Raw genomic sequence first — 22,924 nt, 5'->3', positions numbered from 1 at the left:
CAAACCGCACATCTCAACCATCCATCCCATACAGATGCATGAGGGCAAAACGGCGAAATATGTCTATATGTTAGTAAACGTGATTATCGAAAAATTTAGATACATTAATGCGGCGACAGGATTTCTGACGGGAGCCTTCTATGAAAACCGGTATTGCCACGGCTCTGATTGCGTTAGTGATGCCGGTCTGGGTTTTTGCTACCACGCTCCGGCTCTCTACCGACATTGATCTCCTTGTTCTGGACGGAAAAAAGGTCTCCAGCTCGTTATTGCGGGGTGCGGACAGCATCGAATTGGATAACGGGCCGCATCAGCTGGTCTTCCGGGTGGAAAAATCGATCGGGCTTGCGAATCACGAGCAAAGGATGTACATCTCGCCGCCGCTGATCGTCAGCTTTAACACCCGGCAAATCAGTCAGGTGAACATCACTCTGCCTCGCCTTGAAACGGAGAAAGAGTCTGCGGCCTTCGACGCTTCACCCCGCGTTGAACTGCTGGACGGGGATGCGATGCCGATTCCGGTGAAGCTGGATATTCTGGCGTTGACGACCTCACCGAAAGGCCCGGATTACGAGGCAGCGACCCAGACCTATAACAAAGCGGGTAAACGCGCCTCTCTTCCGCAGTTTGCGACCATGATGGCGGACGACAGTACGCTTTTGTCCGGCGTCTCCGAACTGGACGTTATTCCTCCCCAGTCCCAGACCCTGACGGAACAACGCCTTAAATTCTGGTTCCAGCAGGCTGATGCCGACACGCGGGCCCGTTTTTTACAGTGGGCAAAACAACAACCTTCATCATAAGCCACATTTTTTACGCCTTTCTCTTGCAGCGTCAGACGGTTCCCGTCATCGTGTAGTCAGTTAACCTGATGGATATGATTATGGAACTGACAACACGCACGCTGCCTGAGCGCAAACACATTGCTCTCGTGGCGCACGATCACTGTAAACAAATGCTGCTTAACTGGGTTCGCCGCCATCAGTCTTTGCTGGAAAAACACGCCCTGTCGGCGACCGGTACAACCGGTAACCTGATCCAGCGCGAAACGGGTCTACAGGTGAATGCGATGCTGAGCGGCCCGATGGGCGGCGATCAGCAGGTCGGCGCGCAGATTTCCGAAGGGAAAATTGATGTGCTGATCTTCTTCTGGGACCCGCTGAACGCGGTTCCGCACGATCCGGATGTCAAAGCGCTGCTGCGCCTGGCGACGGTGTGGAATATTCCAGTGGCGACAAACCTCTCGACGGCGGATTTCATCATCGAATCGCCGCAGTTTAACTCACCGGTAGATATCCTTATTCCGGACTATCAGCGTTATCTTTCAGAGAGATTGAAGTAGCTTTTTTTTGCCGGGTGGCGGCTACGCCTTACCCGGCCTACCCACCCTTGCCCGGCGGCGTTATGGCTTCCGCGCCACCGGCACATCTATACTCTTCAATATATCGACAAACACGGATGGCTCCTCTTTATTGAACAGCAGCCACACGCGATGGCGCGCGCGGGTCATTGCCACATACAGCAAACGCCGCTCTTCGGCATCCGGGAAATCTTCCGGCTCCGGCAGCAGGGCCTGTTCCATCACCGACTCGCGGGCCGGGGCCGGGAAACCGTCGCTCCCCTCTTTCAGCCCCACCACGATCACATAATCGGCCTGCTGCCCTTTGCTGGCATGAATCGTCATAAATTCAAGCTGCAGTTTCGGCCAGCGGGTGGCGGCTTTTTCCAGCGCCTCAGGTTTAATGTGATGGTAGCGTGCCAGCACCAGGATACGCTCATCGGGCTTAGCGTAGCCGCTGAGCTTGTCCAGCAGCGGTTCCAGCTGATCGTCCGCCAGCAGGGTCACTGCTTTTTTATCCCCAGGCCGCAGGCTATTGAGCGGTTTTGCCAGCTGATGCGGGTTCTGCTGGATAAAGCGGTTGGCGATTTCACCAATCCGTGAATTGAAGCGGTAGGTCGTATCCAGATCGCTGCGATCGCCTTCGCCAAAATAGTGGTGGAATGCGGTCGTCAGCGAAAGCTGTGCCCCGCTGAAGCGATAGATGGCCTGCCAGTCATCCCCCACCGCAAACAGAGAGGTATGTTTATTTTGTGCCCGCAGCGCCGAGAGCAGAGCCGCACGCTGTGGAGAAATATCCTGGAACTCATCCACCAGAATATGTTTCCACGGGCTGACAAAACGTCCCTTTTCAAGAATGATGATGGCTTGATGGATCAAACCGGAGAAATCGACCGCATTTTCTTCTTTCAATGCTGTTTTCCAGGCCTTCAGCAGCGGCGCCATCAGCTTGACCCGCTTCGAAAACAGCTCGCGGATTGCCTCCGGCGCGCTTTCAATCATCTCTGCCTGCGATCCACCGTGCATTCGCATCAGGCTGACCCAACGGTCAAGTCGCGAACCCAGCCGACGCGCCAGTTTGTCATCCTGCCAGAAGCTGCCCTCAGGCACCTCCCAGTTGAGTTCCTCTTCCAGCCACTGACGCCACCCTTTCGCCTGCGCCTTTTTCTCACTGCACTGCTGGCGCCACGTTTTGATGAACAGCGCCTGACGCGCCTGCGCGTCGTTTTCCAGCTTACTGATGGAAGGCACTTTTTTACTGCCCTGCTGAATAATATGCAGCGCAAGAGCATGGAATGTTCTGGCCGTGATATCCCGGGTGTGCAGGCGCTCCTGGATCCGTTCGTCCATTTCCTGCGCGGCCTTACGGCCAAAGGCCAGAAGCAGAATTTGATCGGCGACCGCTTCCCCGGTCGTCAGCAGCCAGCCGGCACGCGCGACCAGCACCGACGTTTTACCGCTACCGGCTCCCGCCAGCACCAGCAGCGACTGCTCGCCGTTGACCACCGCTCGCGCCTGAGCCGGATTGAGCGGTGAAGATTCCACCGTACTGAAAAAATCGGCGTATTGGGTAAGCATGGCATCCGTCCAGGCCTGGTTATGGGCGAGACGGCTTTTATCCTTTTCATTCAGCCAGGCCTGACACTGGCGCCAGGCGTCGCGACAGTTGTCAAACTCGTCGAGACGCGTCACGGAGAGCGGCAGCGCCGAGAGTGCCTGCCGGATCTTTTGCTGCAGGCCGGCAGTCTGCTGACGGGTCAGCCACGCGTGCTGCGCGTTGCTCTGGGCGATATCGTCCAGCACCTGCTGCAGCACCTGGGCGGCAATCACGCTCATATCCTGGCTCCACTGCTGCCAGAGTGCGTTCAGGTGATGATGGAAACGCTGGGTTTCCGCCCACTCGGTGCCATGAAGGCGCACGACTTTATCGTCAGGCAGAACGAACTCCAGCTCGCCCCACACCAGACCGCGTTTGCAATGAATAGCCAGAAGCTGATTAAACGGAATAAGGTATTCGTGGCGTTCCCCGGAGACTTTCACCCCGGCATTGAGGAGAACAACCCTGTCGTAAGGGTGTTGTGCCAGGCGTTTGCCCAGCGACGTTGCTTTCAGTTCCATGTTCCGCCAAATCCACGAAGAGATAATTTACCTGACAGTTTAACTGCCAGTTTTAAGGTGCTCCAGCCTAAAAAAACGTTACAATCATTGGGCGTTAATTATATCGAAAGGAAGTGAGCGTTTATGCGTACCGTTCTGAATGTGTTGAATTTTGTGCTGGGCGGTTTTGCCACCACCCTTTCCTGGCTTTTTGCCACGCTGGTGAGCATCGTCCTGATTTTCACGCTTCCCCTGACCCGTTCCTGCTGGGAAATCACAAAACTCTCCTTAATCCCCTACGGGAATGAAGCCATCCACGTTGACGAGCTGAATCCGGAGAGCAAAAACGCCCTGATGAATACGGGCGGAACCCTGCTTAACATTCTGTGGCTGATTTTCTTTGGCTGGTGGCTGTGCATCATGCATATTTTTGCCGGTATTGCACAGTGCATCACGATTATTGGTATTCCTGTGGGGATCGCAAACTTTAAGATCGCCGCTATCGCCCTTTGGCCCGTTGGTCGCAGGGTTGTTCCGGTAGAAGTGGCCAGAGCGGCGCGCGAAGCAAACGCTCGCCGTCGTTTTCAGTAAATAAGGACTGGCCGCGTTTATGCTAAGCCCACTGCTTCGCCGTTATACCTGGAACAGCACCTGGCTTTATAACGTCAGGATATTTATCGCGCTTTGCGGCACGGTTGCCCTGCCCTGGTGGCTGAATGATGTCAAGCTCACCATTCCGCTCACGCTGGGGGTGGTCGCCGGGGCGCTGGCGGATCTGGACGACCGTCTGGCCGGGCGCTTACGTAACCTGGTCATTACGCTTGTCTGCTTTTTTATTGCGTCAGCTTCCGTTGAGCTGCTTTTCCCGTGGCCCTGGCTGTTTGCCCTGGGCCTTACGCTCTCAACCAGCGGGTTTATTTTGCTGGGCGGGCTTGGGCAGCGCTATGCCACCATCGCGTTTGGTGCATTGCTGATCGCTATCTACACCATGCTGGGCGTTTCCCTGTACGACCAGTGGTACCAGCAGCCGGTTCTGCTGTTGCTCGGTGCCATCTGGTATAACCTGCTGACGCTAACCGGTCATCTGATTTTCCCGGTTCGCCCGCTGCAGGATAACCTTGCCCGCAGCTTTGAGCAGCTAGCCCGCTATCTGGAACTGAAATCCCGGCTGTTCGACCCGGACATCGAGGAAGAAAGCCAGGCGCCGCTCTACGATCTGGCCCTGGCAAATGGCCAGCTGGTCGCCACTCTTAATCAGACAAAAGCTTCCCTGCTTACCCGTCTGCGCGGCGATCGCGGTCAGCGCGGAACACGACGGACGCTTCACTACTATTTTGCAGCCCAGGACATTCATGAACGCGCCAGCTCCTCGCACGTTCAGTATGCCGCCCTGCGCGAGAAGTTCCGCTACAGCGACGTGATGTTCCGCTTCCAGCGTCTGCTGTCCATGCAATCCCAGGCGTGCCAACAGCTCTCGCACTCCATTCTGCTGCGCACGCCCTATCAGCATGACCCCCGCTTTGAACGCGTATTCAGCCATCTTGATGCGGCACTCGACCGCGTTCAGGCCAGCGGAACGTCACCGGAACACATCAAAGCGCTGGGTTTTCTGCTTAACAACCTGCGTGCGATTGATGCCCAGCTGGCAACCATTGAGTCCGAACAAGCGATGGCGCTGCCAGGCAGTGAGGTGGAAAACCAGCTTGCTGATGACAGCGTACACAGCGTTAGCGATATGTGGCTACGGCTGAGCCGCAACTTTACGCCGGAGTCGGCTCTCTTTCGGCACGCCGTGCGAATGTCGCTGGTGCTGTGTGTGGGGTATGCCTTTATCCAGATTACCGGACTGCATCACGGCTACTGGATCCTGCTGACCAGCCTGTTCGTCTGCCAGCCGAACTATAATGCCACCCGACATCGTCTTGCGCTGCGTATTATCGGCACGCTGGTTGGCGTCGCGATTGGCCTTCCGGTGCTCTATTTCGTGCCCTCCGTTGAAGGTCAATTGATCCTGATCGTGATCACCGGCGTGTTGTTCTTCGCGTTTCGCAACGTGCAGTACGCCCATGCCACCATGTTCATCACGCTGCTGGTGCTGCTCTGCTTTAACCTGCTGGGTGAAGGGTTAGAAGTCGCCCTGCCCCGAGTGATCGATACCCTGATTGGCTGTGCGATTGCCTGGGCCGCGGTCAGCTTTATCTGGCCGGACTGGCGTTTCCGAAATTTGCCGCGCGTGGTAGACAGGGCGATGAACGCCAACTGTCGATACCTTGACGCGATCCTGGAGCAGTATCATCAGGGCCGCGATAACCGCCTGGCTTACCGGATAGCCCGCCGCGACGCGCACAACAGTGATGCGGAACTGGCCTCCGTAGTCTCTAACATGTCGACGGAGCCTCGCGCCACGGCGGATATTCGTGAGACCGCGTTCCGCCTGCTCTGCCTGAACCATACGTTCACCAGCTATATTTCGACGCTGGGCGCTCACCGTGAGAAACTCACCAACCCGGGTATTCTCAACCTGCTCGATGACGCCGTCTGTTATGTCGATGACGCGCTTCATCATCGACCAGCCGATGAGCCGCGCGTTGAACAGGCGCTGGATGAACTGGCTCAACGCATTGCGCATCTAGACCCGGGAAACGACAGTAAAGCACCTCTGGTGCTTCAGCAGATAGGCCTGCTTATCGCTCTGCTGCCTGAAATTTGCCGGCTGCAACAGCACATCGCTACCTGGAGGAGTGATTCTCCTGTGGCTCAGTCAACGCATTAAACCACTCCGTGAGCTCCCGGCGAATGTCTGCCGGGAGTGCCGCTTCATGCAGCCCCTCGATAGCCCCTTCCAGCGCGAAGAGAACTTTAATACTCAGCGCTTTATTTTTTGCCCGCATCTTTAGCCAGCACGCCCTTGCACCAAGCTCCCGCAACATTTCCTCATTGGTGATGCCAGCTTCAAAGAGCAAGACTTCAAGCTGAAAGGTCAGGTTTGGCAGATCCTTGAGTCGGTTTCGTTGATGGCGCTGATAACGCTCTTTTCTTGCCGCACTGAGCGCAAACGAGGAGAGCTGAAGTAACCGCTCCCTGTCCTGCCATAATCCGTCATCAACACGATAATAGTTGAGCAGCACCGGACGGCCTCGCTTCATCAACGTCAAAAAAGAGGAGGCATTTTTTACACAGTATTTGGCACTCTCCTCACAGGCGCGAAGGTAAAGCTCGCCATCTGAGACCATGGCAAAAACAGCATCATCCACCGCAAGGGTATAGCCGCCAAACAACGCGCGGTGATGAATCTCGCCCAACGGGGAGAGGTATTCCTGAGATTTATAAATCCGTTCATAAGATATCTTTTTCATGATATTTCCCTTCAAAATCATAAAGTAACAACTAAATTTCTTACTAGCGGATCCGTTAGCAGGAAAATAGGCAACTTAACGTCGTTGAGCAAGATGATTTTTCGAGGAGCATCAAGATTGAATGAATTTTGCGAGTCGCTTTCCGAAAATGAGGTTGATCTTTGGGCATACAGGGGTTACTGTATATCCATACAGTAACTACAGGGCTGGAATGAATATGCACACTTCAGGCTATGCAAATCGCGCTACCTCTCTCTCTTCTGCTGCAGGCAATGTCTCGCAGAATTCCATCGAGCGTGTTTCCACGGGGCTTATCAGTGAAGTGGTTTATCGTGAAGACCAGCCCTTGTTAACGCAACTTCTGTTACTGCCGTTATTACAACAGCTCGGTCAGCAATCGCGCTGGCAGCTTTGGCTCACGCCTCAGCAAAAGCTGAGCCGTGAGTGGGTTCAGTCCGCCGGCCTGCCGCTGACGAAAGTCATGCAAATTAATCAACTCTCGCCTTGCGATACCGTTGAGTCGATGATCCGCGCGTTACGCACAGGGAATTACAGCGTGGTGATTGGATGGTTACCGGAAGAATTGACTGAAGAAGAACATTTCCGTCTGACTGAAGCCGCTGAAGAAGGGAATGCGATCGGGTTCATTATGCGTCCGGTTCGATCGGATTCTTACCGCAGAGGACAACTTTCTGGGCTAAAAATTCACTCAAATTTGTATCATTGAGCGAAATTAAGATTTTTCCTGGAATTTTTTTTGACCGCAAGATGGGATTTAAGTTCCCGACCTAAAAATTGCGGCAAGGCTTGTCTGGTGCGGTTCTCCTTAATTTTATTGCACAAAATTCGTTCGAAAAATGTTAAATAATCGGTATACGGAACTTTTTTTTTCATATGCCTGACGGACTTCACACTTGTAAGTTTTCAGCTACGTTGTAGACTTTACATCGCCAGGGGTGCTCGGCCTAAGCCGAAGATATCGGTAGATTTATATTTGACCACGCCCCCCGGTGAAGGATTTAACCGTGATTCTCTCTTGAGACTTTCATGGCGAATTTTGGATGATAACGAGGCGCAAAAAATGAAAAAGACAGCTATCGCGATTGCAGTGGCACTGGCTGGCTTCGCTACCGTAGCGCAGGCCGCTCCGAAAGATAATACCTGGTATGCAGGTGGTAAACTGGGCTGGTCTCAGTTCCACGACACTGGCTGGTACAACAGCAGCCTGAACAATGATGGCCCAACTCACGAGAGCCAGCTTGGTGCAGGTGCGTTCGGTGGCTATCAGGTTAACCCGTATGTTGGTTTTGAAATGGGTTACGACTGGTTAGGTCGTATGCCATACAAAGGCGACACCATCAACGGCGCTTTCAAAGCACAGGGCGTTCAACTGACCGCTAAACTGGGCTACCCAATCACTGACGATCTGGACGTGTACACCCGTCTGGGCGGCATGGTATGGCGTGCTGACTCCAGCAACAACATTTCTGGCGACAACCATGACACCGGTGTTTCCCCAGTATTCGCTGGTGGCGTTGAGTGGGCTATGACCCGTGACATCGCTACCCGTCTGGAATACCAGTGGGTTAACAACATCGGCGACGGCAACACCGTTGGTGTTCGTCCAGACAACGGCATGCTGAGCGTAGGTGTTTCCTACCGTTTCGGCCAGCAGGAAGAAGCAGCACCAGTTGTTGCTCCAGCGCCGGCTCCAGCTCCAGAAGTACAGACCAAGCACTTCACTCTGAAGTCTGACGTTCTGTTCAACTTCAACAAAGCGACTCTGAAACCAGAAGGTCAGCAGGCACTGGATCAGCTGTACACCCAGCTGAGCAACCTGGATCCTAAAGACGGTTCTGTAGTGGTTCTGGGCTTCACCGACCGTATCGGTTCTGACGCTTACAACCAGAAACTGTCTGAGAAACGTGCTCAGTCTGTTGTTGATTACCTGATCTCTAAAGGTATCCCAGCTAACAAGATCTCCCCACGTGGTATGGGCGAATCTAACCCAGTTACTGGCAACACCTGTGACAACGTGAAAGCTCGCGCTGCACTGATCGACTGCCTGGCTCCAGATCGTCGCGTAGAGATCGAAGTTAAAGGCATCAAAGACGTTGTAACTCAGCCAGCGGCATAAGTTATCGTCTTATAAAAAAACCCCGCCATGCGGGGTTTTTTATTGTCTGAAGAAAAGTAAAAAATCTACTTTTTACCCAACAGAGCCTGAAGGTCGTTCTTCAGCGTCGACATTTGGTTGGCGTACTTCTCTTTATGTTCTGCATCCTCAATCAGCTGCACGATGGTTTCCGACAGCGTTTTTCCCCGTCGTTGTGCCAGCCCGGCCAGGCGCTGCCAGACAACGAACTCAAGGTCGATTGATTTTTTGCGAGTGTGCTGATGCTCAGCATTAAAATGCCGTTTGCGTCGCGCGCGGATAGTTTGCTTCATCCGGTTTAACAACGCAGGATTGATGTGTTTCTCAATCCACCCGTTAACCTGTACCGGTTCATTTTCGAGGGTCAGCAAAATATCCACGGCTTCTTGCGCAGCGCTGGCTTCGATGTAGCAGGTGATCAGCTCCCCTTCACGGTGCTTTTTGACCAGGTATTTCCATTTCCAGCCGCTTTCGAGATTTTCCAGTTGTTGATATTTCATTGCGATCTCAGTGTTACCACGTAACTCTGTTCAGAATATCAGTTTTTTAGCAATCTGCTGAAAAGAAATCATATCCTGTGAGTGAATGCAGCCATTCGCCCTGTCGAAATCCCCAATCCTGCTTGGGTACAGCCCCCCGCTTACGGTATACTCCACGCTTTTACATCTGACTAAAAAACATCAACTTTGACCATTACGAAACTTGCATGGCGTGACCTTGTTCCGGATACCGAAAGTTATCAGGAACTGTTTGCACAGCCAGATCTCGCAAAAGAACACGAATTCATCCTTAGCGATACGCAGCCCCGTTTGCATTACGCGCTGGAGCAGGTGTTAAGCCCCTGGGCAACTGCGCCCTTCATGCTGCTCAAAGCCCCGGAAGAAGCGGAATACCTGACGCTGCTCGGTGATGCTGTGCGTCAGCTGAAGCCGGAAGCGAACGCCGTTTTTGGCGGGCAGTATCGTATTGCGGGACATGATGTCACTTTCGAACCTGCGGCGCAGGCCGATGGCGCTTTTGCCGCTAAGGGCGAAGTGGTTACCGCTAACTGGGTCGAGGCGGAACAACTCTTTGGTTGTCTGCGCCAGTTTAACGGCGAACTTTCGCTGCAGCCGGGGCTGGTACATCGCGCAAATGGCGGTGTTCTCATCATCTCACTGCGTACCCTGCTCTCGCAGCCGCTGCTGTGGATGCGTCTGAAAACCATCGTGCATCAGCAGCGTTTCGACTGGGTCGGCTACGATGAGTCTCGTCCCCTGCCTGTCTCGATTCCGTCTATGCCGCTGTCGTTAACCGTCGTGCTGACGGGCGACCGTGAGTCGCTGGCGGACTTCCAGGAAATGGAGCCCGAACTGGCTGAGCAGGCGGTATATAGCGAATACGAAGATAATATCCAGATTGCCGATGCCGACGATATGGCGCAGTGGTGCCAGTGGGTGATGACCGTTGCAGAACGTTTTGCGCTGCCAACGCCTGCGGCTGACGCGTGGCCAGGCCTGATACGCGAAGCGGTGCGCTATACCGGTGACCAGGAAACGCTGCCACTCTGCCCGCTCTGGATAGGTAAACAGCTGCGTGAAGTGGGTGTGATTAGCGGTAACGGTGCGTTCACCGGAGAGCAGCTCACCCAGATGCTGGCTCAGCGAGAATGGCGAGAAGGCTATCTTGCTGACCGTATGCAGGATGAAATTCTGCTGGAACAAATTCTGGTGGAAACCGAAGGCGAACGCGTCGGGCAGATCAACGCCCTGTCGGTGATTGAATTTCCTGGCCATCCGCGCGCATTCGGGGAACCGTCCCGTATCAGCTGCGTTGTGCATATTGGCGATGGCGAATTTACCGACATCGAACGCAAAGCCGAGCTGGGCGGCAACATTCACGCCAAAGGCATGATGATCATGCAGGCGTTTTTGATGTCTGAGCTGCAGCTTGAGCAGCAGATCCCCTTCTCGGCCTCGCTGACGTTTGAACAGTCCTACAGCGAAGTGGATGGCGATAGCGCCTCTATGGCTGAACTGTGCGCCTTAATCAGCGCCCTGGCGGAAGTGCCCATCAATCAGAACATCGCGATCACCGGCTCGGTGGACCAATTCGGTCGTGCTCAGCCTGTCGGCGGCCTCAACGAAAAAATTGAAGGCTTCTTCTCTATCTGCCAGCAGCGCGGTTTAAATGGCAAGCAGGGTGTGATTATTCCTGCTCCCAACGCACGCCATTTAAGCCTCAGCCAGGAGATTCTGGATGCGGTTGAACAAGAGCAGTTCGCCATCTGGGCCATCGAAGGGATTGAGGATGCACTACCCTTACTGACAAACCTGGTATGGGATGGCGAAGGGCAAACCACCCTGATGCAGACTATCCAGGAGCGCATTGCTCAGGCAACACAGCAGGATGCTCGTCACCGTTATCCATGGCCGTTACGCTGGCTGGGCTGGTTTAGTTCGAACTGATCGGACTTGTTCAGCGTACACGTGTTAGCTATCCTGCGTCCTTCACTAAAATAAGGCTTACTGAGAACATGGTAGATAAACGCGAATCCTATACAAAAGAAGATCTTCTTGCCTCTGGTCGCGGCGAACTGTTTGGCGCAAAAGGCCCACAGTTGCCGTCCCCGAACATGCTGATGATGGACCGTGTCGTGAAAATGACCGAAACCGGCGGCAACTTCGATAAGGGTTACGTAGAAGCAGAACTCGATATCAACCCGGACCTGTGGTTCTTCGGTTGCCACTTTATTGGCGATCCGGTAATGCCTGGCTGTTTGGGCCTGGATGCCATGTGGCAGCTGGTTGGCTTCTATCTGGGCTGGCTGGGTGGCGAAGGTAAAGGCCGCGCACTGGGCGTGGGCGAAGTGAAATTCACTGGCCAGGTTCTGCCTACAGCGAAGAAAGTGACCTATCGTATTCACTTCAAGCGCATCGTAAACCGCCGCCTGATTATGGGCCTGGCAGATGGTGAAGTACTGGTCGACGGTCGTCTGATCTATAGCGCAAGCGACCTGAAGGTTGGCCTGTTCCAGGACACTTCTGCGTTCTGATCGTGCTTTTCGAACCCCGGAAAGGCGAAACCTCCGCAATGCGGAGGTTTCTTTTTTGAAAGAGACGTTATCAGGCTATGAGTGCCCTGTCGCCGATGGCTTCTCGCCAGCCTCCAAGCCATTGTGACCTTTGATTTATCGTCTGATAAGGACACATTTCTTTAGAACGTCCAGCGATGCCGGCCTGATAACCACGTTGATGAGCCCGTTCCAGGCGATCTCGTTTCTGTCTCTTCATGCCTCGTTTCCCTCATTCTTTTGTCTGGTGGAAAGAAAACAGTGTCTGCACTATCTGCACAGGCACAGATAACGAATACCCCGAATTAGTCGCATCGTCAATGTTCAAAATTCATACGGGTGTCATATCTGTGAGCTACATGGAAGTTCATTTGTACAAAAATTGTGACGTGGCACAAGTAACAACCTGAGTTGAAAACGAAAAAAAAACCGCAATCAGCGACAGGCCAACTGCGGTTTTAATGATGAATTTTACTTATGGCAGCCGGGAAATCTCCCTCGCGATACTGGCCGACTCCTGCGCCCAACCCTGAGCCAGGACTTTCACCATTTCGTCATAGCCATCCTTCTGCTGCTTCAGCTCCAGATGGAAAGGACGCTTAATCAGCTGCCCCTGATGGTTCAGCAACCACTCCCCGCTGATCACCACCGCACCGTCATAGCGGCCGTGGAAGCCCGTTACTGTGACGTTCAGCATATCCTGATCGTTACCCAGCGGCTGCGACGCGACTACCCAGCCCGGAAGCTGGCTGCCCAGGTTAGCCACCAGCGTGTTGCGCAGCTGCTGATCCAGCGGGCTGGCCCACAGGTTGTTGGTCGCAATCACGTATTTAACGTCGCTGGTCTGATAGACCACGCCGTTTCCTGCCAGATAATCCGGCACGGCGACCTGCTCAACCCACAGCTGGCGGTTTCCCTGACTCGCCGTGCTTTGCCCACCGCTGTGGGTTGCCACAGGCAGCTGATAATAACTTTTATTATCTCCCCCTGAACTGCACGCCGTTAACAGCAGAGCGCCAACCATCAATAGCCATTTTTTCATTCTTTTGCCCTCTTCGGCTCAGGATCCTTTTTATCTTTCGCTTCGAACACCAGCGCATTGCTCTTCTCGTTGAGCGTTTTCAGCACCGGCTGCAGTTCACGCAGGACCTGATCAAGACGCTGCATATCTGCCACCATCTTGTTATAGGCCGCAGATCCCGGCTGGAAGCCCTGCATACTGCGGTTCAGCTCACGCAGCGTTTTCTGCATGTCCTGCGGCAGCTGCTGCATGCTCTGGCTCGCCGTGATCTTGTTGATGTTATCCAGCGTGGTTTGCAGACGGCGCATCGTTGCCTGGCTTTCGCTTAGCGAGTTTGTCGCCGCTTCAATCATCGGATTCAGTGGCAGATTGTTGATCTTGTCCAGCGTCTCCATCAGACGCTGCTGGATCTGCGCCAGACCGCTGCTCACCGTTGGGATGATCTTGTAGCCGCCGAATTCACGGATACCGGTAATCGGCGGTGCTTTCGGGTAGAAGTCCATATCCACATACAGCGCGCCGGTTACCAGGTTGCCGGTTTTCAGCGACCCGCGAAGACCGCGTTCCATCAGTTGGGTGATGTGGGTAGCGATATCCTGGTTTTCACCAATCTGGTTAAGCAGACGCTCTGGTTCAATGCGGATCAGCACCGGAATGCGATAGTCATCATCCAGCATCTGGCTCAGACCCGGGACGAAGAACGGCACTTGCCCAACCGTACCGAGGCGAATACCGCGGAACTCAACGGGCGCCCCCGGCTGCAGGCCGCGAACGGAGTCTTTGAAGAACATCAGGAAGTCAACGTGATCGGTATAGAGTGCATCCTGAATGCTTTTTTGATCGTCAAAGAGGCGGAAAGCGGTGTTCTCTGCAACCGGCTGCCCCAAATCCAGGCCTTCCGGCACGTCAAAACTCACGCCGCCGCCAAACAGCGTGGTCAGCGAACCCATTTCAACGCGCATGCCTGCCGAGGTCAGATCCACCGCGATCCCGCTGTCTTTCCAGAAACGGACGTTGCTGGTGACCAGGCGATCGTTTGGCGCATTGATGAAGAGCTGATAGCTAATTGCGCGTTTCTGCGGATCGAACGTGCTTTTCTCAACCGACCCGACGCGGTAGCCGCGGAACAGGACCGGGTCGCCGGCCGTGAGCTGACCTGCTTTTTTGCTGTCGAGGATCACGCGGATGCCCTTGGCATCAGGCGGCGCAAGCGGCGGTGAATCCAGAAGCTGGTATTTGGCAGGCTGGTTACCCTTAGCGCCGGGCTGCAGCTCTATGTAGGCGCCCGAAAGCAGCGTTCCTAAGCCGCTGATCCCTTCACGCCCTACCTGCGGTTTAACGACCCAGAAAACGGAATCGTCGTGCAGCAGTTTCTCCATGCCGGCATTAAGGCGCGCCTTAATCTCCACATGGGTTAAATCGTCGGTCAGGGTTGCGCTTTCGACCACGCCCACATCCACGCTACGGCTTTTGATGGTCGTTTTACCGCCCTCAATCCCCTCGGCATTGGTGGTTATCAGCGTGACTTCCGGTCCCTGATGGCTGTAATGATAAAACAGGATCCATGCACCGATCAGCGCGGTCACGATGGGAAAAATCCACACCGGTGACCAGTTTTTGACCTTCTGCACTTTCGCCTCTCCACTCTTATTTTCCATGCTCTTACTCTTCCTCATGGCTTGATTCAGGCTCACGATCCCACGATAAACGAGGGTCGAAGGTCATGGCCGCAAACATGGTCATGATCACGACCAGTGCAAACATTAAAGCCCCCATCGCGGGATAAATACTCATCAAACCGCCCATCCGCACCAGCGCAGAGAGAACGGCGATGACAAACACGTCTATCATTGACCAGCGTCCAACAAACTCGACCACTTCATAAATCAGGTGCATGCGTTCGCTGTCGCGCTTCCCATGGCCCTTCGCATCCCAACAGAGCCAGGCGATGGCGATCATTTTTAAGGTTGGCACCATAATACTGGCGATAAAGATAACGCCAGCGACCGGATAGGAACCCTCGCCCCAAAGCAGTATCACCCCGGCCAGGATCGTTGAGGGCATTTTGTCACCGAGCAAATCGGTGATCATGATTGGCAGAATGTTAGCAGGCAGATACAGCATGATGGACGTGACCAGCAGCGCCATCGTCCACTGAAGACTATTTTTACGCCGCACGTGCCCTTTCGTTTCGCAGCGCGGACAAACGTCGAGATCGGCGGGCAGCACGGCGGTACAGCATGGGCAGGAACGCAGCCCCTGACGAATGCCGGGCACGCCGACCTTCACCGTCTGCGCAAGCGTCGGTGCCGGGGCGATATCATCCCACGCCCAGCGCCTGTCAACGCACTGGAATGCACGCAGCTGGAGGACGCAGTACAGACACCACGGAATAAAGCTGCTGCCGATCCCCACGTCGCCGTACGCCATCAGCTTCACGAAACTGACCAGAATGCCCGCCAGAAAGATCTCGGCCATGCCCCAGCTTTTGAGCTGAAAAAGGATACGCGCAAGCCGGATTTTCAGTGATGCGGGCATCCTGACGCGGTTGACCAGTAAAAGGATTACGACCAGGCAAAAAGCCGGGACTATCTGGACAAACAGGAGAAAAAAGGTGCCGAGGCTAGCGTAATCTTCTGAGAACATCACGCCCGGGATCTCAAGCAAATCCACCTGGCTGGTTATCCCACCCACCTTCATATAGATGAAGGGGAAGAGATTAGAGAGCAGCAGCATAAAAAGTGCTGCAAGAGCGTAAGCAGTGGGACGCTGCCGCGGCGCGTCCCACTCGGTTGTCAACGTCGCACCGCAACGTGGACACAGGGCTTTATGTCCGTGACCAAGCTCTGGCAACGCCACGAGCATATCGCATTGCGAGCATAAAATATGCCTGTCGGCATGGTGCTGGTCACACATATGTTATCCCTGTTTATGCGCCGTTTTTCAGAGACTCAAGGTACTCCCAGCGCTCAAATGCTTCTTCCAGGGCTTTTTCAGCCGCGGACAGTTCTGACAGTACTTTCTGAGTATAGTCATGCGATTGGGTAAAGAATGACGCATCAGCAACCTGTTTTTGCAGATCCTCAAGCGCGGCCTCCAGCTCTTCAAGACGCTGCGGCAGTCCCTCTAGTTCGCGCTGCAGGTTATAGCTTAGTTTAGCCGAGGTTTTCTTGACAGTTTCTGCTTTTGTTACAGTAGCTTCAGGACCAATTTTGGACTTTGACTGCTTCGTCGCCAGCGACTGTGCCTGCTGCCCTTTTGCGTCGTGATAACCGCCTACGTATTGACCAATTCGCCCTTCACCTTCGAAGATCCAGCACTCGGTCACGGTGTTGTCAACGAACTGACGATCGTGGCTAACCAGCATCACGGTACCCTGATAGCCGTCGATCAGCTCTTCGAGTAGTTCCAGCGTTTCGACATCCAGGTCATTCGTTGGTTCATCGAGAATCAGCAGGTTACTTGGCTTCAGGAACAGGCGCGCCAGCAGAAGACGGTTGCGCTCACCGCCTGACAGCGCGCGCACCGGCGTCATGGCGCGTTTCGGATGGAACAGGAAGTCCTGCAGGTAGCCCAGCACGTGGCGCGGCTTGCCGTTTACCATCACCTCCTGCTTACCTTCAGCGAGGTTATCCATCACCGTACGGTCCGGATCCAGCTCCGCGCGGTGCTGGTCGAAGTAGGCGACCTCCAGCTTGGTCCCACAGTGAATGCGGCCGCTGTCGGCCTGCAGCTGGCCCAGCATCAGCTTCAGCAGCGTGGTTTTACCGCAGCCGTTCGGGCCAATCAGGGCGATTTTGTCGCCGCGCTGGACCTGTGCGGAGAAGTCTTTCACCAGCACTTTACCGTCAACCTGGTAGTTGACGTTTTCCATTTCGAAGACAATCTTGCCGGAGCGAGACGCCTCTTCCACCTGCATTTTGGCGCTGCCCATCACTTCACGGCGTTCGCTGCGCTCGCGACGCATCGCCTTCAGGGCGCGCACGCGGCCTTCGTTACGGGTACGGCGGGCTTTGATGCCCTGGCGGATCCAGACCTCTTCCTGCGCCAGCTTGCGGTCGAACTCGGCATTCTGCAGCTCTTCCACGCGCAGGTTTTCTTCTTTCTCCAGCAGATAGGTGTCGTAATCGCCGGGATAGGTGACCAGCTTGCCGCGGTCGAGATCGACAATACGCGTCGCCATATTGCGGATAAACGAACGGTCGTGTGAGATGAAAATAATGGTGCCGCTGAAGGTTTTCAGGAAGCCTTCCAGCCAGTCGATCGCTTCGATATCCAGGTGGTTAGTCGGTTCGTCCAGCAGCAGCACCTTCGGCCCGCTAACAAGCGCGCGGCCCAGGGCCGCCTTACGCAGCCAGCCGCCGGAGAGCGCCGACAGCTCCATATCGGGTTCCAGACCGAGCTGTGCCAGCACTTCATTAATACGGTTTTCAAGCTGCCACAGACCGTGGTGATCGAGCATCTCCTGCACTTTTGCAAGTTCGTTGAGGTTTTTGTCGCTCGGATCGGTCATCACCAGATGCGAAATCTCGTGATAGCGCTTCAGGTATTCGGCCTGTTCGGAGATCCCTTCCGCAACGAAATCGTAAACGCTGCCGGTCACGTGACGCGGCGGGTCCTGCTGGAGGCGGGAGACGATCAGATCCTGTTCGTAAACAATGCGTCCGTCATCCAGGCCCTGTTCACGGTTAAGGATTTTCATCAGCGTGGATTTACCCGCGCCGTTACGGCCCACCAGACAGACGCGCTCGTTATCTTCGATGTGCAGCTCTGCATTATCGAGAAGCGGTGAGTCGCTGAAAGAGAGCCACGCGCCGTGCATACTAATTAAAGACATTTATTTTTCCTTTCAGACCGCGGTAATAAACCAGCAGTTATGGATTTGACGGTTACGGGCAAAGTCCTGAGACAGCGTTTTTTGGCTGATTTCTTGTGCTTTCAGTCCCAGGGCTGCTAAGCCGTCATGATCCATACGGAAGCCGCGTTTGTTGTTCGAGAACATAATGGAGCCGCCTTTGCGCAGCAGGCGCTTCAGGTCGGTCATCAGGCGCAGGTGATCGCGTTGAACGTCAAAGCTATCTTCCATACGCTTGGAGTTGGAGAAGGTCGGAGGATCGATAAAGATCAGGTCGAACTGCTCATCGGTATCGCGCAGCCAGCCCAGCACGTCGGCCTGCATCAGGCGATGCTGACGTCCGGTTAAGCCGTTAAGGCGCAGGTTGCGCTCCGCCCACTCCAGATAGGTGCGGGACATATCTACCGTGGTAGTGCTGCGCGCGCCGCCCAGACCGGCATGCACGCTGGCGCTGCCGGTGTAGGAGAAGAGATTCAGGAAGTCCTTGCCTTTACTCATCTGGCCCAGCATGCGGCGGGCGATACGGTGATCGAGGAACAGACCGGTATCCAGATAGTCGGTCAGGTTGACCCACAGGCGCGCGTTGTATTCGCCCACTTCGATAAAGTCGCCCTTCTCGCCCATCTTCTGATACTGGTTTTTGCCTTTCTGACGTTCACGCGTTTTCAGCACCAGCTTGTTTGGCGCAATACCCAGCACGGCGATGGTGGCGGCAATGACGTCCAGCATGCGCTGACGCGCTTTTTGCGCATCAATGGTTTTCGGCGGCGCATATTCCTGAATCACCACCCAGTCCGCGTAGCGGTCAACCGCCACGTTGTACTCCGGCAGGTCGGCATCATACAGGCGGTAGCATTCAATGCCCTCCTGCTTCGCCCACTTCTCAAATTTCTTCAGATTCTTGCGCAGACGGTTAGCGTAATCTTCCGCCACGCCGGACGGCTTGCTGTCGGCCGCCTTCTCCGCCAGATGGTAGTTTTTCTGCACGCAGTCCAGCGGGCCGTTTTTCGCCTTAAACTGGCGATCGGCACGCAGCTGCAGGCAGCTCAGCAGCTCCGGCGAGGCGCTAAACAGAGACAGGTTCCAGCCGCCGAAGTGGTCCTTCATATTAAGGCCCAGCAGGCTGTGCAGGGCAATCAGCGCCGGTTCACTGTCGAGACGTTCGCCATATGGCGGGTTGCTGATCACGGTACCGTACGGGCCTTTTGGCAGCGGGTTGGTCAGGTTTGCCACGTCTTTTACTTCGAAGGTGACCAGCTCGCCGATACCGGCACGGCGGGCGTTGCTGCGCGCGCGCTCAATGACGCGCGGGTCGCTATCGGAGCCGTAGAAATGAGAGGTATATTCCGCCAGCCCCTTACGTGCGCGGGTCTGCGCGTCGTCTTTGACCTCTTTCCAGAGCGCTTCATCGTGCTGCGCCCAGCCTTTGAAGCCCCACTGGCCGCGGTGCAGTCCCGGCGCGCGGTCGGTGGCCAGCATGGCCGCTTCAATCAGCAACGTACCGGAACCGCACATCGGATCGAGCAGCGGCGTGCCCGGCTGCCAGCCGGAGCGCATCACAATCGCGGCCGCCAGGGTCTCTTTGATGGGTGCCATGCCGGTACGATCGCGGTAGCCGCGCAGGTGCAGGCCCGCGCCGCTCAGATCGAGGGAGATACTCGCCGTGTCGCCGTTCAGCCAGACGTTAATACGCAGATCGGGGTTTTCACGATCGACGTTAGGACGTTCCTTATTTTTACGGGTAAAGCAGTCCACAATGGCGTCTTTTACGCGCAGGGCACCGTACTGGCTGTTGCGGATCTCGTCGTTCACGCCGTTGAAATGTACCGCAAAGGTAGCATTCGGGGTGAAGATCTCTGTCCAGTCGATCATCTGTACGCCGGTATAGAGATCAAGGTCGCTATAGACCTTGCACTCCTTCATCGGCAGCATGATGCGCGACGCCAGGCGGCTCCACATCAGGCTCTGGTAAATAAGCCGCGTGTCACCCTCAAAATGGACACCACCCTGAACCACCTGGCACTCTTGCGCGCCCAGGCTTTCCAGTTCAGTTTTTAACAGCTCTTCCAGCCCACGGGCCGTACTGGCAAACAGAGAATTCATATCGTCACTTTTACTCTTAGAAAATTGTCGCGCATTATAGCTAATATGGCGTGTATGTCATAAAGTTGAAGGCTTATTTTCATTCGAGGGAGTGTGCAGTGGCGACGTTATCCAGGCTTTTTATTCATCCGGTGAAATCCATGCGCGGCATCGGCGTCTCTCACGCGCTGGCCGATATGAGCGGATTTGCCTTCGATCGTATTTTTATGGTCACCGAGCCTGACGGAACGTTCATTACCGCACGCCAGTTCCCTCAGATGGTTCGCTTTACCCCTTCCCCGCTTCATGACGGTTTGCACCTTACCGCGCCGGACGGTTCCAGCGCGGTGATTCGCTTTGCTGATTTTGCGCCCGTCGATGCGCCGACGGAAGTGTGGGGCAATCATTTTACCGCGCGCATCGCACCGGATGAGATTAACCGCTGGCTGAGCGGCTTCTTCTCCCGCGACGTGCAGCTGCGCTGGGTTGGGCCTGAACTGACGCGTCGCGTGAAGCGCCACGACGCCGTTCCCCTCTCCTTCGCCGATGGCTTCCCGTTCCTGCTGACTAACGAAGCTTCACTGCGTGATTTGCAAGGCCGCTGCAAAGCCAGCGTTCAGATGGAACAGTTCCGTCCGAACCTGGTAGTAACGGGCGCAGACGCCTGGGATGAAGACACCTGGAAAGTGATCCGCATTGGCAGCGTCATTTTTGACGTGGTGAAGCCGTGCAGCCGCTGCATTTTCACGACGGTAAGCCCGGAGAAAGGCCAGAAGCACCCTTCCGGCGAACCGTTGAAGACATTGCAGTCATTCCGCACCGCGCAGGACAACGGCGATGTCGATTTTGGCCAGAACCTGATCCCGCGCTCCAGCGGCGCGATCCGCGTCGGTGATGAGGTAGAAGTGCTCGCCCGTGGGCCAGCAAGGGTTTACGGCTCGGGTCAGGAAGAGGAGTTTGTCGACGTTGAGACAAACGTCGCCGCTGCGGTAGAGATTCACTGGCAGGGCAACGTGATCCGGGGTAATAACCAACAGGTTTTGCTTGAACAGCTGGAACAAGCAGGGATCCGCATCCCCTATTCCTGTCGCGCAGGCATTTGCGGATGCTGCCGCATCAGGCTGGTGGATGGAGAGGTCAGTGCGCTGAAAAAATCAGCAATTGGAAGTGACGGCACAATTCTCTGCTGTAGCTGCATACCGAAAACGTCCGTACAGCTGGAAGCTTAAACCGCCTGCTCGAGGCTGAAGGCATCCACGCGAAGCTGGGGCTTCAGCCTGTCGTTCATGACCTTAATAGCATCCCCAAGCTGCATCGTCCGCCCGGCAATCGTTACGCCGGGCTGCGCCAGCAGACAGAGTGCAGCATTTTCGCCAGGCTCAACCACCAGCAGGCTCACCTCTTCTGTAGTGTCGCTCAGATTTACGCTCGCCGCATCGCCCGTTGCCGGGGTCCAGTTCATGCCGTGGGGCAGAAAATGCCAGCTCTTTGGCATTTGCGGTTTCAGGAAACGGATAGCCACCAGCGCATTTAATACCAGCTCGGCGCGCTGCTCTTTAGAGAGCACCAGATCGCGGCATTTTTCCTCAAAGGAGAAATAAAGCGCTGCATCGTCAACGCAAAAGCCCGACGGGGAAAACGCATCCGGGGTTAACATTCGGCGGGCAAAACGAGAACGAAACAACATGCCATTGGCTAAGTCGAGCATCATTCGGTCATGCTCGTCGCAAAAATACCAGCGCCAGTTATCGTCAGGTTTAATTCGCATGTGTCTCTCCCGTCCCCAAACGTCCTGTACTAAAAATGTCCTGTTTGCCGCCTCGTTTATAACACCATTAATAAAAGACTATAATGACTAAATAAGCAACAGTGACGGAATATAAAACAACCAGGGCTGGAAATAAAGCCCTGGTTGTCTGATTAAGAGAAAAGATTAGATATGAGTAACGATTTCTTTAATCAGCGGCGGTCCTTTAAAAATAAAGCCGGAATAGATCTGCACCAGCGACGCACCCGCCGCCATTTTCTCGCGCGCAGCAATCACGGAGTCAATGCCGCCGACGCCAATAATCGGCAGACCACCTTTTAATTCCGCAGACAGGGCGCGAATAATTTCGGTGCTTTTTAATTGTACCGGACGGCCACTTAACCCACCCGCTTCGTCACAGTTTTTCATTCCCTGCACGAGGGAACGATCGAGAGTGGTATTGGTTGCAATCACACCATCAATATTATGGCGAACCAAACTGTCGGCAACCTGGATCAATTCTTCGGGAGAAAGATCCGGGGCGATCTTAACCGCGACCGGAACATATTTATGGTGGATCGACTGAAGTTCATTTTGTTTATTTTTAATGGCACTCAGAAGATCGTCCAGCGCTTCGCCATATTGTAAAGAGCGCAGCCCCGGGGTATTGGGTGAAGAAATATTCACCGCAATATAACCGGCATAGGCGTAGACTTTTTCCATACAAATCAGATAGTCATCTTTACCCTGCTCTACCGGCGTGTCTTTATTTTTGCCGATATTGATGCCTAATATCCCGTCAAAATGGGCTTTTTTTACATTCTCAACCAGGTGATCAACACCGAGGTTATTAAAGCCCATGCGGTTGATCAGCCCTTCGGCTTCCACCAGTCGGAACAGGCGCGGCTTGTCATTTCCCGGCTGCGGGCGCGGGGTGACGGTACCGATTTCAATGGAGCCAAAGCCCATCGCGCCCAGGGCATCAATGCACTCGCCATTTTTGTCCAGACCGGCCGCCAGACCTAGCGGATTTTTAAAGGTCAGCCCCATGCACTGCACAGGTTTTACCGGCACATTCTGACGCACCAGAGCGGCCAGCGGCGTTCCGGTAATACGACGTAATTGCTGGAATGTAAATTCATGAGCGCGCTCAGGGTCGAGCTGGAAAAGGGCTTTACGAACGAAGGGGTAGTACATGAACTCTCCTGGATTCCCGGTGT

20 protein-coding genes are annotated in these 22,924 nt (G+C 54.7%); 9 read left to right on the top strand and 11 right to left on the bottom strand.

The window, feature by feature from the left end; translation table 11 throughout:
• Positions 1 to 140 precede the first annotated feature (140 nt).
• A complete protein-coding gene (csgI, locus tag FOY93_RS07870) occupies positions 141 to 803 on the top strand; it encodes a curli synthesis inhibitor (RefSeq protein WP_111964538.1) in 663 nt (220 codons plus the stop codon).
• An 80-nt stretch (positions 804 to 883) separates the two neighbouring features.
• Positions 884 to 1,342 (top strand): methylglyoxal synthase, encoded by a 459-nt coding sequence (mgsA, locus tag FOY93_RS07865; protein WP_045330803.1) that lies wholly within the window; start codon positions 884 to 886, stop codon positions 1,340 to 1,342.
• Between the two features lie 60 nt (positions 1,343 to 1,402).
• Here mgsA and helD read toward each other — a convergent pair whose 3' ends face one another.
• Positions 1,403 to 3,457: a DNA helicase IV gene (helD, locus tag FOY93_RS07860; protein ID WP_143344904.1), complete on the bottom strand. Its 2,055-nt coding sequence runs from the start codon at positions 3,455 to 3,457 to the stop codon at positions 1,403 to 1,405.
• Positions 3,458 to 3,580: 123 nt separating this feature from the next.
• Here helD and FOY93_RS07855 point away from each other — a divergent pair, with 123 nt between their 5' ends.
• Together FOY93_RS07855 and yccS are read left to right on the top strand one after the other, a co-directional pair.
• Positions 3,581 to 4,027, top strand: a complete 447-nt coding sequence (locus FOY93_RS07855) for a YccF domain-containing protein (protein ID WP_111964540.1) — start codon at positions 3,581 to 3,583, stop codon at positions 4,025 to 4,027.
• A gap of 19 nt (positions 4,028 to 4,046) precedes the next feature.
• A complete protein-coding gene (gene yccS / locus FOY93_RS07850; protein WP_143344903.1) occupies positions 4,047 to 6,209 on the top strand; it encodes a YccS family putative transporter in 2,163 nt (720 codons plus the stop codon).
• Here the strand turns inward: yccS and FOY93_RS07845 are convergent.
• Positions 6,166 to 6,792, bottom strand: a complete 627-nt coding sequence (locus FOY93_RS07845; protein WP_127730297.1) for a TfoX/Sxy family DNA transformation protein — start codon at positions 6,790 to 6,792, stop codon at positions 6,166 to 6,168. The genes yccS and FOY93_RS07845 overlap by 44 nt on opposite strands.
• Positions 6,793 to 7,009: 217 nt before the next feature.
• On the opposite strand from FOY93_RS07845, the gene sulA reads away from it, so the two are divergent.
• Both sulA and ompA read left to right on the top strand, forming a co-directional pair.
• Entirely contained in the window at positions 7,010 to 7,519 is a 510-nt protein-coding gene (sulA, locus tag FOY93_RS07840; protein WP_111964573.1) for an SOS-induced cell division inhibitor SulA, read from the top strand.
• Positions 7,520 to 7,873: 354 nt separating this feature from the next.
• Complete coding sequence (gene ompA, locus FOY93_RS07835; RefSeq protein ID WP_023311028.1) at positions 7,874 to 8,929, top strand: porin OmpA; 1,056 nt, start codon at positions 7,874 to 7,876, stop codon at positions 8,927 to 8,929.
• Between the two features lie 65 nt (positions 8,930 to 8,994).
• Here ompA and matP read toward each other — a convergent pair whose 3' ends face one another.
• Positions 8,995 to 9,447, bottom strand: a complete 453-nt coding sequence (gene matP / locus FOY93_RS07830) for a macrodomain Ter protein MatP (RefSeq protein ID WP_008499929.1) — start codon at positions 9,445 to 9,447, stop codon at positions 8,995 to 8,997.
• A 186-nt stretch (positions 9,448 to 9,633) separates the two neighbouring features.
• Here matP and FOY93_RS07825 point away from each other — a divergent pair, with 186 nt between their 5' ends.
• Complete coding sequence (locus FOY93_RS07825; RefSeq protein ID WP_143344902.1) at positions 9,634 to 11,394, top strand: AAA family ATPase; 1,761 nt, start codon at positions 9,634 to 9,636, stop codon at positions 11,392 to 11,394.
• Positions 11,395 to 11,462: 68 nt separating this feature from the next.
• The gene (gene fabA, locus FOY93_RS07820; RefSeq protein ID WP_136194633.1) at positions 11,463 to 11,981 is read left to right on the top strand and encodes a 3-hydroxyacyl-[acyl-carrier-protein] dehydratase FabA; all 519 of its coding nucleotides are present in this window, start codon (positions 11,463 to 11,465) and stop codon (positions 11,979 to 11,981) included.
• Positions 11,982 to 12,051: 70 nt separating this feature from the next.
• Here fabA and rmf read toward each other — a convergent pair whose 3' ends face one another.
• The 6 genes from rmf to rlmKL form a co-directional block, all read right to left on the bottom strand.
• Complete coding sequence (gene rmf, locus FOY93_RS07815) at positions 12,052 to 12,219, bottom strand: ribosome modulation factor (protein ID WP_013097261.1); 168 nt, start codon at positions 12,217 to 12,219, stop codon at positions 12,052 to 12,054.
• A gap of 255 nt (positions 12,220 to 12,474) precedes the next feature.
• The gene (gene pqiC, locus FOY93_RS07810; protein ID WP_143344901.1) at positions 12,475 to 13,041 is read right to left on the bottom strand and encodes a membrane integrity-associated transporter subunit PqiC; all 567 of its coding nucleotides are present in this window, start codon (positions 13,039 to 13,041) and stop codon (positions 12,475 to 12,477) included.
• Positions 13,038 to 14,678, bottom strand: a complete 1,641-nt coding sequence (gene pqiB / locus FOY93_RS07805) for an intermembrane transport protein PqiB (RefSeq protein ID WP_136194632.1) — start codon at positions 14,676 to 14,678, stop codon at positions 13,038 to 13,040. The genes pqiC and pqiB overlap by 4 nt, the downstream gene beginning before the upstream one ends.
• 4 nt (positions 14,679 to 14,682) lie before the next feature.
• Positions 14,683 to 15,936 carry a membrane integrity-associated transporter subunit PqiA gene (pqiA, locus tag FOY93_RS07800; protein WP_023335152.1) on the bottom strand — a complete coding sequence of 418 codons (1,254 nt, stop codon included), beginning with the start codon at positions 15,934 to 15,936 and terminating at the stop codon, positions 14,683 to 14,685.
• Positions 15,937 to 15,949: 13 nt separating this feature from the next.
• Positions 15,950 to 17,857 carry an ABC transporter ATP-binding protein gene (locus FOY93_RS07795; RefSeq protein WP_127730291.1) on the bottom strand — a complete coding sequence of 636 codons (1,908 nt, stop codon included), beginning with the start codon at positions 17,855 to 17,857 and terminating at the stop codon, positions 15,950 to 15,952.
• Between the two features lie 12 nt (positions 17,858 to 17,869).
• Entirely contained in the window at positions 17,870 to 19,978 is a 2,109-nt protein-coding gene (rlmKL, locus tag FOY93_RS07790; RefSeq protein WP_143344900.1) for a bifunctional 23S rRNA (guanine(2069)-N(7))-methyltransferase RlmK/23S rRNA (guanine(2445)-N(2))-methyltransferase RlmL, read from the bottom strand.
• A gap of 98 nt (positions 19,979 to 20,076) precedes the next feature.
• On the opposite strand from rlmKL, the gene FOY93_RS07785 reads away from it, so the two are divergent.
• Complete coding sequence (locus tag FOY93_RS07785; RefSeq protein ID WP_143344899.1) at positions 20,077 to 21,186, top strand: YcbX family protein; 1,110 nt, start codon at positions 20,077 to 20,079, stop codon at positions 21,184 to 21,186.
• Here the strand turns inward: FOY93_RS07785 and zapC are convergent.
• Together zapC and pyrD are read right to left on the bottom strand one after the other, a co-directional pair.
• The gene (gene zapC, locus FOY93_RS07780) at positions 21,183 to 21,725 is read right to left on the bottom strand and encodes a cell division protein ZapC (protein ID WP_136194630.1); all 543 of its coding nucleotides are present in this window, start codon (positions 21,723 to 21,725) and stop codon (positions 21,183 to 21,185) included. The two genes, FOY93_RS07785 and zapC, sit on opposite strands and share 4 nt — an antisense overlap.
• Positions 21,726 to 21,890: 165 nt before the next feature.
• Positions 21,891 to 22,901 carry a quinone-dependent dihydroorotate dehydrogenase gene (gene pyrD, locus FOY93_RS07775; protein ID WP_143344898.1) on the bottom strand — a complete coding sequence of 337 codons (1,011 nt, stop codon included), beginning with the start codon at positions 22,899 to 22,901 and terminating at the stop codon, positions 21,891 to 21,893.
• Positions 22,902 to 22,924: the final 23 nt, after the last annotated feature.

It is taken from the genome of Enterobacter sp. 18A13, from assembly GCF_007035975.1.
GTDB classification, from domain to species: Bacteria; Pseudomonadota; Gammaproteobacteria; order Enterobacterales; family Enterobacteriaceae; genus Enterobacter; species Enterobacter vonholyi.
The sequence above is the reverse complement of the archived record's forward strand: the minus strand, read 5'-3'. Positions and strand labels throughout refer to the sequence as shown.